Source organism: Kitasatospora sp. CB01950, assembly GCF_001905465.1.
GTDB lineage: Bacteria > Actinomycetota > Actinomycetes > Streptomycetales > Streptomycetaceae > Kitasatospora.
On sequence record NZ_LISX01000003.1, the window covers coordinates 290,798 to 305,213 of the forward strand.

The following is a 14,416-nucleotide window of genomic DNA, read 5'->3' on the forward strand; positions in this document are numbered from 1 at the left end:
CTCCGTGAAGGAGTCCGAAGTCACGATGACGCACCCCGACGGTACGGAAGCACCGCTGCTGTGGACACTGGCCGGCAGCGGCAAGGAGTCGCTGGCGGCCGGCGCGCGCGGCCTGCACGCGTACCTGGCCGGTCGTGACGACTGGAGCCCCCAGGACATCGCGTTCACCCTCGCGCGCACCGCATCCGAAGGGAGCCGGCGGGCGGCACTGGTGGCGGACGGCCGGGACGGCTTCCTGCAGCGGCTGGACGCGCTCGCCGACGGCAGGAGCATGCCCGGCCTGCTGGAGGGCGCCGCAGGGGCAGACCGCCGGGTCGCCTTCGTCTTCCCCGGACAGGGCGCGCAGTGGCCCCGGATGGCGGTGGACCTGTTGGACACCTCCACGGTGTTCCGCGACCGGATGGACGCGTGCGCGCAGGCCCTGGAACCGTTCGTCGACTGGTCGCCGATCGACGTGCTCCGCGACCCGGACGCGCCGGGCGCACCCGCCGGGGACCGGGCCGACGTGGTGCAGCCCCTGCTGTTCGCCGTGACGGTGTCACTCGCCGCGCTGTGGCGCTCCCACGGCGTGGAACCGGCCGCAGTGCTCGGGCACAGCGTCGGCGAGGTCACCGCCGCCGCGGTCAGCGGCGCACTGTCCCTGGACGACTCCGCGCGGGTGGTGGCCCTGTGGAGCCAGGCCCAGGCGACCCTGGCCGGGCAGGGCGACATGGTCTCCGTGATGGCCCCGGCCGGCGAGATCGAGCCGCGGCTGCGCCGCTGGGACGGCCGCCTCGTCGTCGCCGCGCACAACGGCCCGCGGTCCGTGATCGTCTCCGGCGACCGCGACGCCGCAGCCGAACTCCTCGCCGACCTGGCCTCGGACGGGGTGCACGCACGCCGGATCGCGGTGGGTCTGGCCGCCCACTCCCCGCACATCGATGCGATCGTCCCCCGGATGCGCGCCGACCTCGCACCGATCCGGCCCCGCACACCGCAGCTGCCCTACTACTCCGGACTGACCGGGGGACGGCTGGACGCCCCGGTACTGGACGCCGACTACTGGTGCCGCAACCTCCGAAACCCGGTCAGGTTCCACCAGGCGGCCGGGGCCCTGCTGCAGGACGGACACGGGATCCTGCTGGAGGTCAGCCCGCACACCGTGCTGACCTCCGCCCTCACGGACTGCGCGGAGGAACACGGCGCGCAGGCCGCCGTCCTCGGGACGCTGCGCCGCGACCAGGGCGGTCCGGGCCGGTTCCTGACCTCGCTCGGCGACCTGTACGTGCACGGAGTCACTCCGGAACGGGAAGCGCTGTTCTCCGGGCAGCACGCCCGGGTGCGGGAACTGCCGACGGCTGTCCTGGCGGCGCTCGCGGAACCCGGCCCGACGGACGCGAACGGACCGGACGAGGCGGGCGGTGGTCGGGATGCCGGCACCGCGTTCCGCGCGGAGCTGGCCGGACTGGACGTGCCGGAGCGGCGTGCCGCGCTGGCACGGCTGCTGGACGAGGAGATCGCCGCGCTGACCGGGCGGTCCGATCCGGTCCCCCCCGACCTGGCCTTCCTCGACCTGGGATTCGACTCCGTCACCGCCGTCGAGCTGCGCAACCGGCTGAGCGCGGCGACGGCACTGCACATCCCGGCGACGGTCGCCTTCGACTGCCCGACCCCGACAGCCCTGATCGCGTACCTCTGCGCCACGATCGGCGGCGAGCGACCCGACACGGACTCGGGCACGGACGTGTACGGGCCGGTGCGGCGGGCCGAGGACGACGACCCCGTGGTGATCGTCGGCATGGGCTGCCGCTACCCCGGCGGGGTCGGCAGCCCCGACGAACTCTGGGAGCTGGTGTCGGCAGGCGCCGACGCCGTCTCCGCGCTGCCCGACGACCGCGGTTGGGACACCGCCGGACGGTACGACCCCGCACCGGGCACACCGGGCCGGTACTACCAGCGGGAGGCGGGCTCGCTCGCCGGCGCGGCCGACTTCGACGCGGAGTTCTTCGGCATCTCGCCGCGCGAGGCCCTGGCCATGGACCCGCAGCAGCGGCTGCTGCTGGAGACCACCTGGGAAGTACTGGAGCGCGCCGGGATCGACCCGGCCACCCTGCGGCGGACCCCGACGGGCGTCTACGTCGGGGCGATGACCATGGACTACGGGCCCCCGCTCGAACAGGGCGCCGACGAGGGCGGCCACCTGCTGACCGGCAACACCGGAAGCGTCGTGTCGGGCCGACTGGCCTACACCCTCGGCCTGGAGGGCGCGGCGGTCACCGTGGACACGGCGTGCTCGTCCTCGCTGGTGGCCCTGCACCTCGCGGTCCGGGCGCTGCGGTCCGGCGAATGCTCGCTGGCGCTGGCCGGCGGCGTGACCGTGATGTCCACGGTCGGCATGCTCGTGGAGTTCAGCCGCCAGGGCGGTCTGGCCCCGGACGGCCGCTGCAAGGCCTTCGCGGCAGCCGCCGACGGCTTCGGCCTGGCCGAGGGCGCGGGGATGCTGCTGCTGGAGCGCTTGTCGGACGCGCGGCGCAACGGGCACCCGGTGCTGGCCGTCGTCCGGGGTTCGGCCACGAACCAGGACGGTGCGAGCAACGGCCTGACGGCCCCCAACGGTCCGTCGCAGCAGCGGGTGATCCGGGCGGCGCTGGCGGACGCGGGGCTGGCGGCGTCGGACGTGGACGTGGTGGAGGCGCACGGCACGGGGACGCGGTTGGGCGACCCGATCGAGGCGCAGGCGCTGCTGGCCACGTACGGGCAGAACCGTCCGGCGGACCGTCCGGTGTGGATCGGCTCGCTGAAGTCCAACATCGGCCATGCCCAGGCTGCGGCCGGAGTGGGCGGTGTCATCAAGTCGGTGCTGGCGCTGCGGCACGGTGTGATGCCGAAGACGCTGCATGTGGACGGCCCGACGCCCGAGGTGGACTGGTCGGCGGGAGCCGGCCGACTGCTGACGGAGGCCCGGGCGTGGGACGACACGGGCCGCCCGCGACGGGCCGGTGTGTCCTCCTTCGGCATCAGCGGGACCAACGCCCACGTGATCCTGGAGTCCGCGCCGGCCGAGGCTCCGGCCGGGGCGGCGGTGGGTGCCCGGCGTCCCGGGCCGATGGTGTGGCCGGTGTCGGCGCGCAGCGCGGAGGCCCTGCGGGCGCAGGCTGGGGCGTTGGCGGCGCGGGTGGCGGCGGAGCCCGGGCTCGACACGGCGGACGTGGGCTGTTCGCTGGCGGTGGGGCGTGCGTCCTTCGAGCACCGTGCCGTGGTGGTGGGCACCGACCGGAGCGAGTTGCTCGACGGTGTGAAGGCGCTGTCGCAGGGCGCTGCGATGTCCGGCGGCGGGTTGGTGTCCGGTCGTTCGGTGCTGGTGTTCCCGGGTCAGGGTTCGCAGTGGGTGGGGATGGCTGCGGAGCTGCTCGGTGAGTCGGAGGTATTCGCGGGGCGGATGGCGGAGTGCGGGCGGGCTCTGGCGCCTTACGTGGATTGGTCGTTGGGGGAGGCGCTGGGCTCGGAGCAGTTGCTTGCACGCGTCGACGTGGTGCAGCCGGTGCTGTGGGCCGTGATGGTCTCGCTGGCGGAGGTTTGGCGGTCGTTCGGCGTCGTTCCGGACGCCGTGGTGGGCCACTCGCAGGGCGAGATCGCGGCCGCTGTGGTGGCGGGCGGTCTGAGCATCGACGACGGGGCGCGGGTGGTCGCTTTGCGTTCCCTGGCGATCCGCGCGTTGGCGGGCCGGGGTGGGATGGCGTCGGTTCCGCTGCCGGTCGAGTCGGTGCGGGAGCGGATCGCGCCGGCGTTGTCGGTGGCGGCGGTGAACGGTCCGTCGTCGACGGTGGTGTCGGGTGACGCGGACGCGGTCGCGGCCTTGGTGGACGAGCTTGTGGCGGAGGGCGTGCGGGCGCGTCTGATCGAGGTCGACTACGCGTCGCACTCCGCGCACGTGGAGGAGATCCGCGAGGAGTTGCTGTCCGACCTGGACGGGATCACCCCCGTGTCGGGTTCTGTGCCGTTCTATTCGAGCGTGACCGGCGGCCTGCTGGACACGAAGTCCCTGGACGCCGAGTACTGGTACCGCAACCTCCGGGAGACCGTCGAGTTCGAGCAGGCGACCCGCTCGCTCCTCGCGGCCGGGCACCGGTTCTTCGTCGAGTCCAGCCCGCATGCGGTGCTGGGTGTGGCGGTGGGGGAGTCGGTGGAGGCCGCGGGTGTGGGTGCCGTGGTGCTGGGGACCTTGCGTCGTGGGGAGGGCGGCCTGGCGCAGGTGTTGCGTGCGGTGGGTCGTGCGTGGGAGTGCGGGCTGGGAGTGGACTGGTCGGGTGCATTCCCGGGGGCGCGGCGGGTCGATCTGCCGACATACGCCTTCCAGCGCAGCCGCTACTGGCTGACGGCCCCCGCCGCCGTCCCCGCCGCTCCCGCCGAAGACCACTGGGACGACCCGGAACTGCAGGACCCCGCCCAGCTCGCCGAAACCCTCGGGGTCGGCCGGGAAGCCCTGGACGAAGTCCTGCCCGCGCTGGCGACCTGGCGTTCCGTCAGGAACCGTGAACGGAGGGCGGATTCCTGGCGCTACCACGTTGCCTGGGCACCCCTGTCGGTCGCGCCGGCGGATGATCTCCCCGGTCGCTGGCTCGCCCTGCGTCCCGAGGGCGACGACGCGGCGGCCGTCCTGGACATCCTCGGCGAGGCCGGAGCCGACCTCCTCCCGTGCGTCGTCGCCGATCCGGGCGCGACCCGCGAACAACTCGCCGCCCTGCTCACGGAGACCGCCGGGGAGCAGCCGATCGCCGGCGTGCTGTCCCTGCTGTCCTGGGAGGAGCGCCCCCATCCCGAACACCCCGACCTGCCCGGCGGTCCGGCGCTGACCCTCGCGCTGGCCCAGGCGCTGGAGGACGCGGGCATCGACGCCCGGCTCTGGACGCTGACGAAGGGAACGGCCGTCCTGGGCGGCGCGGAGCGGCCCGGACACGTCGGTCAGGCCGCGTCCGCCGCCCTGGGCCGGACGCTGGCACTGGAGCACCCGCATCGCCGCGGCGGTCTGATCGACCTGCCCGAGGTGCTGGACATACGGGCCGCCCGCCGCTTGTGCGCGGTGCTCGGGGGAGCCGCGGCCGACGAGGAACAGGTGGCGGTGCGCTCCACCGGGGTCCACGGACGCCGGCTCCGGCCCGCGTCGTCCGTGCAGCCGAAAGCGCGAAAGGCCGGCTCGGCGCGACCGCGATGGCAGGGCACGGTCCTCGTCACCGGTGGCACCGGTGGCGTCGGCTCGCACACGGCGCGCTGGCTCGCGGGCCAGGGCGCGGAGCGGCTGCTGCTGGTCAGCCGTCGCGGTGCCGACGCACCCAGTACGGACGCGCTGCGGACGGAACTGACGGCGCTGGGCGCCGAAGTGGCCTTTGCCGCCTGCGACGTCGCAGACCCGGCCGCACTGGCGGCGCTGGTCGCCGACATCCCGGCGCGATGCCCGCTGTCCGCCGTCATCCACGCGGCAGGCGTCCTCGACGACGGTGTGCTCGACGCGCTGGACCCCGCTCGGCTCGCCGTGGTGCTGCGCGCCAAGCTGACCGCCGCACGGAACCTGCACGAGGCCACCGCGGGTCTCGACCTGTCGGCCTTCGTGGTGTTCTCGTCCGTGATGGGCGTCGTGGGCAACGCCGGGCAGGGCAACTACGCGGCCGCCAACGCGGCCGTCGACGCACTCGTCGCCGCCCGCCGGGCCGCCGGGCTGCCCGGCACGTCCGTGGCCTGGGGCGCCTGGGCCGGGCCGGGCATGCTGGCGGACGATGTCGCCGCACGGCTGCGGGACTTCGGCATGCCGGTGATGGAGCCCGAAACGGCCGTCACCGCGATCGGCCGGGCACTCGCGGAGGACGACGAGCTGGTCGTGGTCGCCGATGTCGACTGGAGGCGCTTCACCACGGGCCGGGGCCGGTGGACCGCCGCCCTGCTCGAGGGGATACCGGACCCGGCTGCCGAGCGGCCCGTCCCGGACGCCACCGCACCGTCGGCGGCCCGGGAGGGCGGCGGCTCCGCCGACGCCCTGCGGCAGCAGATCGCCGTACTGCCGCGCCACGAGGACCGGGTCAGGACCCTCACCGAACTGGTCCGCACCCACGCGGCGACGGTCCTGCGCCACCTCGGCGTCGACACGGTCCAGCCCGGAAAGGCGTTCTCCGCGCTCGGCTTCGACTCGCTGACGGCGGTGGAACTGCGCAACCGGCTCGCCGCCGTCACCGGACTGGCCCTGCCCGCCACCGTCCTGTTCGACCACCCCACACCGTCGGCACTGGCCGACCGGCTGCTCGCGGACCTGGACCTGGACCTGCCGGACGCGGCGAGCAGCACCGTCGATGCCGAACCGGGCCTGGCGGCCACGCCCGCCGGCAACGAGCCGATCGCGATCGTCGGCATGGGCTGCCGCTTCCCCGGCGGGGTCGCCGGGCCCGAGGACTTCTGGCACCTGCTCTCGAAGGGCACCGACGCCGTCGGCGACTGGCCGTCGAACCGGGGCTGGGACACCGAGGGGCTGTACGACCCGGACCCCGACCGCGCCGGCACCACGTACAGCATGCAGGGCGGCTTCCTGCACGACGCCCCCGAGTTCGACGCGGAGTTCTTCGGCATCTCGCCGCGCGAGGCCCTGGCCATGGACCCGCAGCAGCGGCTGCTCCTGGAGACCGCCTGGGAGGCGGTCGAGGGCTCCGGGCAGGACCCGACCGCGCTGAAGGACCGGCAGGTCGGCGTCTACATCGGCACCAACGGCCAGGACTACTCCGCGCTGCTCCAGGGCGCCGAGGGAGTGTCCGAGGGCCATCTGCTGACCGGGAACACGGCCAGCGTGCTGTCCGGGCGGCTGTCCTACGTCCTCGGCCTCCAGGGGCCCTCGCTCACCGTCGACACCGCGTGCTCCTCGTCGCTGGTGGCGCTGCACCTGGCCGTGCAGGCACTGCGGCGCGGCGACTGCGAGCAGGCCTTCGCGGGCGGGGTGACGGTGATGAGCACCCCGCGGCTGTTCGTGGAGTTCAGCCGTCAGCGCGGGCTCGCCGTCGACGGACGGTGCAAGGCGTTCTCGGCGGACGCGGACGGCACGGGCTGGGGCGAGGGCGCCGGAGTGCTGCTGCTGGAGCGCCACAGCGACGCCCTGCGCCATGGCCACCCCGTGCTCGCGCTGATCAGCGGCACCGCCGTGAACCAGGACGGCGCCAGCAACGGACTCACCGCCCCCAACGGCCCGTCCCAGCAGCAGGTCATCCGCGCCGCGCTGGCCGACGCCGCGCTGCGCGCCGACCAGATCGACGCGATCGAGGCCCACGGCACCGGCACGAAGCTCGGCGACCCCATCGAAGCGCAGGCGCTCCAGGCCGTCCACGGGCCGGCGCGCCCGGCGGACCGGCCGCTGTGGCTCGGCTCGGTGAAGTCGAACATCGGGCACACCCAGGCGGCGGCCGGGGTGGCCGGGGTGATGAAGATGGTGCTGGCCATCCGCCACGGCGAACTGCCGGGAACCCTGCACGCCGGGACGCCGAACCCGCACGTCGACTGGTCCGACGGCGCCGTCCGCCTGCTCACCGCGCACACTCCGTGGCCGGAGACCGGGAACCCGCGCCGGGCGGGCGTGTCGTCGTTCGGCATCAGCGGCACCAACGTGCACGCGATCATCGAGCAGGCGCCTGCCGTCGCGGTCGCGCCCGCCCCGGACCGGACCGACACCTCGGCCCCGGCCGCCCCGGACACCGCCGCCACCGCGACGACGGCCACCGCGACGCCCACCGCGCGCCGGGCCGCCCCGGCCGTGCCGCTGCTGCTCTCGGCCAGGACACCGGAGGCCCTGCGGGCACAGGCCGGCCGGCTGGTGGGCCGGCTCGATGCCGACCCGGACGCCGAACTGGCGGACGTCGCCTACTCGCTCGCCACGGGACGAGCCCCGCTCGAACACCGGGCCGCCGTCCTGGGACGGGACCGGGCATCCGTCCGGCGCTCGCTCACCGCACTCGCGCGCGGCACGGCAGCGGGCCACCTGCTCACCGGAGGCGCCGTACGCTCCGGCCGGACCGCCTTCCTCTTCCCGGGACAGGGCAGCCAGCGGGCCGGAGCCGGTGCGGAGCTCTACCGCGACGACCCGGTGTTCGCCGACGCCCTCGACGAGGTGCTGACCGGCCTCGATCCGCACCTCGACCTGCCCCTGCGCGACATCCTGTTCGCCGAGCCCGGAACCCCCGGCGCGGCGCTGCTCGACCGCACCCGGTACACCCAGCCCGCGCTGTTCGCCCTGGAGACGGCGCTGTTCCGGCTCGTGCAGCACTGGGGTGTGCAGCCCGACCTGCTGATGGGGCACTCCATCGGCGAACTCGCCGCCGCCCACGCGGCGGGCGTGCTGGACCTGTCCGATGCCTGCGCGCTGGTGGCGGCCCGGGGACGGCTGATGGACGAACTGCCCGAGGGCGGAGCGATGGTGGCGGTGGAGGCCACCGAGGAGGAAGTGCGCCAGGCCATGCTGGACGACCGCACCGGGCACCCCGTCCCGGAGACGGAGACGGAGACGGCGACGGAGACGGAGACGGCGACGGAAGCGGACCGCGACCCGGGCCGGGACGCGGTGGACATCGCCGCCGTCAACGGGCCCACCTCCGTGGTCCTGTCCGGTGACGCGGACGCGGTACTGCGGCTGGCCGGGGCGTTCCGCTCCCGCGGACGGCGCACCCGCCGCCTGAGCGTGAGCCACGCGTTCCACTCCGCCCGGATGGACGGGATGCTCGACGCGTTCCGGGACGTGGCCGAGTCGCTGACCTACCGCGCGCCCGGCATCGAGATCGTCTCCAACCTGACCGGGCGTACGGCCACGGCCGCGGAACTCCGCTCCCCCGAACACTGGGTGCGCCACGTCCGGGGCACCGTGCGCTTCCTGGAAGGGGCCCGCCGGCTGCAGGCCGAGGGCGCGACGACGTACCTCGAACTCGGACCGGGCGGCGTGCTGTCCGGCATGCTCCACGCCTGCCTCCCCGACGCCGCCCCCACCTCCGGCGGCCCCGGCGGCCCCGACGGCCCCGGGACGGTGCCGCTGCTGCGCGACGGCCGTGGCGAGGCCGACGCGGTCCGCAGCGCACTCGCCTCGCTGCACCTGCGCGGCGCAGCGGTGGACTGGTCGGCGGGCTGGAGCGGCACCGACGTGCGGCGGGTCGACCTGCCCACCTACGCCTTCCAGCGCCGGCGCTTCTGGCCGGTGGCCGCGCCGGACCCGGCCCCCGCCGCCCGGCGCTCCCGCCGGGAGGCCGAGGTCCCCGCCGGCCCCAGCCGCTACCGCATCGCATGGGAGCCGCTCACCGCGCCCGCGGAGCCCCGCCTCTCCGGCCGCTGGCTGCTCGTCACCCCGGACGGACCCGGCGCCGAGGACACCGCACTCGCCTGCGAACAGGCGCTCGCCGGACACGGCGCCGACGTGGTCGTGATGCAGGTCGGGGCCGCCGTCGAACGCGCCGAACTGGCCGCGCTGCTCCGGGAGTTCGGCTCCTTGGAGGGCGTCCTGTCGCTGCTGGCCCTGGCCGAGGGACCCCACCCGGGCCTGCGAGCGCTCGACGCCTGCCTGACCGGGACCCTGCTGCTGCTCCAGGCCCTGGGCGACAGCGGCATCGACGCACCCCTGTGGTGCGCCACCCGCGGCGCGGTGGCGGCCGACGGCACGGAGAAGGTCCGCCCCGAGCAGGCCCAGGTGTGGGGCCTGGGCCGGGTGGCGGCACTGGAACACCCGCTGCGCTGGGGCGGCCTGGTCGACCTGCCGGACCTGCTGGACGGGCCCGCGCTGGACGGACTGTGCGCGGTGCTGGCCGGACGGGACGGCGAGGACCAGGTGGCCGTACGCGTGCCGGCACCGTTGGGCCGCCGGCTCGTCCTCGCGCCGGAGCCCGCGACACCCGCGCCCGCGCCGTGGACGCCGCGCGGCACGGTCCTCGTCACCGGCGGCACCGGAGGCCTCGGCGCCCAGGTGGCGCGCTGGCTCGCGGAGCGCGGCGCGGAACACCTCGTCCTGCTCGGCCGGCGGGGCCCCGAGGCCCCCGGAGCCGACGCGCTGGTCGACGCCCTGGCGGCGCTCGGCGCCCGGAGCACCCTGCTGGCCTGCGACGTCGCCGACCGCACCGCACTGGAGCGGGTCGTGGAACGGCTGCGCGAGGAGGGCGACACCGTACGGGCCGTGGTGCACACCGCCGGACTCACCTCGGACACCCCGCTGATGGACTGCACGCCGGAAGAACTGGCCTGGCTGACGGCGGCCAAGACGCGCGGCGCGGCCCACCTCGACGCCCTGTTCGAGGACCGCCCGCTGGACGCCTTCGTGCTGTTCTCCTCGATCTCGGGTACCTGGGGCAGCGGCGGCCAGGGCGCCTACGCGGCGGCCAACGCCTACCTGGACGGCCTCGCCGCGGCGAGGCGCGGCCGGGGCCTGACGGCGACCTCGGTGGCCTGGGGCCCCTGGGCCGGCGCGGGCATGGCCGAGGGCGCCGTCGGCGACGGCCTGCGCCGCCACGGCCTGGTGCCGATGGCCCCAGCCGCGGCGCTCTCCGCGCTCGGCCTGGCGCTGGCCCTGGACGAGGGCGAACCGGTCGTCGCCGAGCTGGACTGGAGCCGCTTCGCGCCGATCTTCGGCTCGGTCAGGGACAGTGCGCTGCTGCGCGGCCTGTCGGCCGCCCCGGAGCCCCGGGCGGCGGCCGACGGCCCCACGGACGCGGACACCTCCGCCGGGTCCGGACCCGGTACGGGCGGCGACCCGGCGTGGCTGCACCGGCTGCGCCGACTGTCCGAGCCCGAGGGCCGCAAACTGCTGACCGAACTGGTGCGGAGCGAAGCGGCCGCCGTGCTGGGCCACGAGTCGGCCGCCGGCCTCTCGGCCGACCGCCCGTTCCGCGAGCTGGGCTTCGACTCGCTCACCGCCGTCGAACTCCGCAACCGGCTGGTCGCGGCCACCGCTCTGCCGCTCGCGTTCACCACCGTCTTCGACCACCCGACGGCAGCCGCCCTCGCCGCATACCTCTTCGCCGAGCTGGGCGGCACCGAACCGGACGCCGATGGCACGACCGGCACGACCGGCACGGCCGCGACGGACTCCGCAGCCGCCGCCGGCGGCGCGGCCGGGCCCGCGGCGGCCGACGAACCCCTGGCGATCGTCTCGATGGCCTGCCGGTTCCCGGGCGGCGTCCGCTCGCCCGAGGACCTGTGGCACCTGGTGGCCGACGGAGTGGACGCGGTCGCCGCGCTGCCCGCCGACCGCGGCTGGCCGCTGGACACCCTCTACGACCCGGACCCCCTGCACCCGGGCACCTTCTACACCACCGGCGGCGGATTCCTGGACGGCGCGGCCGAGTTCGACGCGGAGTTCTTCGGCATCTCGCCGCGCGAAGCCCTGGCCATGGACCCGCAGCAGCGACTGCTCCTCGAAACCAGCTGGGAGGCACTGGAGCGGGCCGGACTCGACCCCGCGTCGGTCCGCGGCAGCGAGGGCGGCGTCTACGTGGGCGTCGCCGCCCAGGGCTACGGCACCGGCCCGCAGAACCCGTCCGACGGGATCGAGGGGCACCTCCTCAGCGGCACGGTCACCAGCGTCGCCTCCGGCCGCGTCGCCTACACCCTCGGACTGGGCGGCCCCGCCGTGACCGTGGAGACGGCCTGCTCGTCCTCGCTGGTGGCACTGCACCTGGCCGGCCAGGCCCTGCGCGCCGGCGACTGCTCGTTCGCCCTGGTCGGCGGTGCCGCGGTGATGGCGAGCCCGGACGTCTTCGTCGAGTTCAGCCGCCAGCAGGGCCTGTCGCCCGACGGCCGCTGCCGCTCCTTCGCCGAAGGGGCGAACGGCACGGGCTGGGGCGAAGGGGTGGGCGTCCTGCTCGTGGAACGCCTCTCCGACGCACGCCGCCTCGGACATCCGGTGCTCGCCCTCGTCCGGGGCACCGCGGTGAACCAGGACGGTGCCAGCAACGGCCTCACCGCTCCGAGCGGCCCCGCGCAGCAGCGGGTGATCAGGACCGCGCTGGCCGCGGCAGGGCTGTCCGGCGCCGACGTCGACCTGGTCGAGGGGCACGGCACCGGTACCGTGCTCGGCGACCCCATCGAGGCGCAGGCCCTGCTGGCCACCTACGGCCAGGACCGGCCCGCCGACCGCCCGCTGTGGCTGGGGTCGCTGAAGTCCAACATCGGGCACACCCAGGCCGCCGCCGGAGTCGCCGGGGTCATCAAGACGGTGCTCGCCCTGCGCAACGGCGTGCTCCCCGGCACCCTGCACGCACAGGAGGCGTCCAGCCGGGTGGACTGGTCGGCCGGCGCGGTCCGGCTGCTCGCGGACGCCCGCCCCTGGGACGCCCCCGACGGGGACCGGCCGCGCCGGGCCGGCGTCTCCGCGTTCGGCATGAGCGGCACCAACGCCCACGCCGTCCTGGAGGAAGCACCCGCCGCCGACGCCCGCCCGCTGCCCGACGGCACGGACGGCGAACCGGCCGAGGACACCGGGACCACCGTTCCGTGGCTGCTCTCCGCCATGACGCCCGCGGCCCTGCGCCGACAGGCGCGCCGACTGGGCGAGCACCTGCGGGCCGACCCCGACGGGGGCGCCGCCGCACCGGCCCGCGCGCTCGCCACCACCCGCCCCGCCCTGCCCTTCCGGGCAGCAGCCGTCGGCCGCGACCGCGAGGCGCTCCTCGACCGGCTGGACGCCCTCGCGGCGGGCGAACCCGCGCCCGACGCCGTGCTGGACCGGGCGCGCGGCGGCCGTACGGCCTTCGTCTTCCCCGGCCAGGGCTCGCAGTGGGCCGGCATGGCCGTGGCGGCGCTCGACGCCTCCGCGCCGTTCGCCGCCGCCATCGCCGCCTGCGAACGGGCGCTCGCCCCGCACACCGACTGGTCCCTGACCGAGGTGCTGCGCGGCGCGCCCGGCGCACCGACGCTCGACCGCGTGGACGTCGTCCAGCCGGTGCTGTTCGCCGTGATGGTCGCGCTGGCCGCGCACTGGCGCGACACCGGGGTCACCCCGGACGCGGTCGTCGGACACAGCCAGGGCGAGATCGCCGCCGCCCACGTCGCCGGAGCACTGTCGCTCGACGACGCGGCCCTCGTGGTGGCACGGCGCAGCCGGGCGCTGCTGAGGCTGGCGGGACGCGGTGGCATGGTGTCGGTCGCCGCCTCCGCCGAGCGGACCACGAGCCTGCTGCCCGCCGGCGGACGCCTCTGCGTGGCCGCGGTGAACGGCCCCGACGCCGTGGTCGTCGCCGGGGAGCCCGAGGAGCTGGCGGCCCTGCTCGCGGCCTGCGACCGGGAAGGCGTACGGGCCAGGGCGATCCCGGTGGACTACGCGGCCCACTCGGCGCAGGTCGCCGAGATCGAGGACGAACTGCGCGAAGCCCTCACCGGGATACGCCCCCGCGCCTCGGCCGTCCCGCTCTACTCGACGGTGACCGGCGAACCCGTCGCCGGAGAGTCGCTCGACGCCGCCTACTGGTACCGCAACCTGCGCGAGCAGGTCGACTTCGTCGGGGCGACCCGCGCCCTGCTCGACGCGGGTCACACCCTGGTCGTCGAGGTCAGCCCGCATCCGGTGCTGCTCGCCGGGATCGGGGCGGTGGCCGCGGAGGCCGGACGGGAGGTGTCGGCGGTCGGCACGCTGCGGCGCGGCGACGGCGGCCGGGACCGGTTGCTGGCCTCGCTGACCGAGGCGTGGGCGGCCGGCGGCGGCCCGGTGGACTGGTCGCCCTGGACGGGTACCCCCGGGCCGGCCGGCCCGGCACCCGTCCTGCTGCCGACGTACCCCTTCCAACGCGACCGGTACTGGCTGCCCACACCGGGCCGGACGGCCACTGCGGCCACCACTGCGGCGCCCGCCGAGGACACTCCGCAGACCGCGGGCGACGAGGACGGCACCCCCGCCGCACGACTGGCCGCCCGGCTGGCCCCGCTGGACCGGCGGGCACGCCGCCAAGCGGTGCTCGACCTGGTCGTCCGGCACGCCGCCGCAGTCCTCGGCCATTCCGGAACCGGCCCGGTGCGCCCGGAACGCGCCTTCTCCGAGATCGGCTTCGACTCGATGCTCGCGGTGCGGTTCAGGAACGCGCTGTGCGAGGCCACCGGGCTGGCCGTCCCGCCGACGGTGGTCTTCGACCACCCGACGCCCGAGGCGCTCGCCGCCCACCTGGACGCGGAGCTGTCCGCGGCGCCCGAACCGCCCTCGCCGCTGCTGGCCGAACTGGACCGGCTGGCCGCGCTCCTGTCGGCCGTCCCGCCCGGAGCGGCCGACACCGACCGGGTCGGCGAACGACTGAACGAACTGCTGCACGGCTGGGGCCGGCGCGCCGGCGCACCGGGCGGCGAGGCACCACCGCCAGGACCGGTGGACGACACCGCCACCGCGATGGAAACGGCGACAGCGGACGAGCTGTTCGCCCTGCTCGACAACGACTTCGGAAACGCCTGAAAGAGA

1 protein-coding gene is annotated in these 14,416 nt (G+C 75.7%); it reads left to right on the plus strand.

Features of this window, described 5'->3' with window-relative positions; all coding sequences use genetic code 11:
* Positions 1-25 precede the first annotated feature (25 nt).
* Complete coding sequence (locus AMK19_RS09965; RefSeq protein WP_073810834.1) at positions 26-14,410, plus strand: type I polyketide synthase; 14,385 nt, start codon at positions 26-28, stop codon at positions 14,408-14,410.
* Positions 14,411-14,416 lie beyond the last annotated feature (6 nt).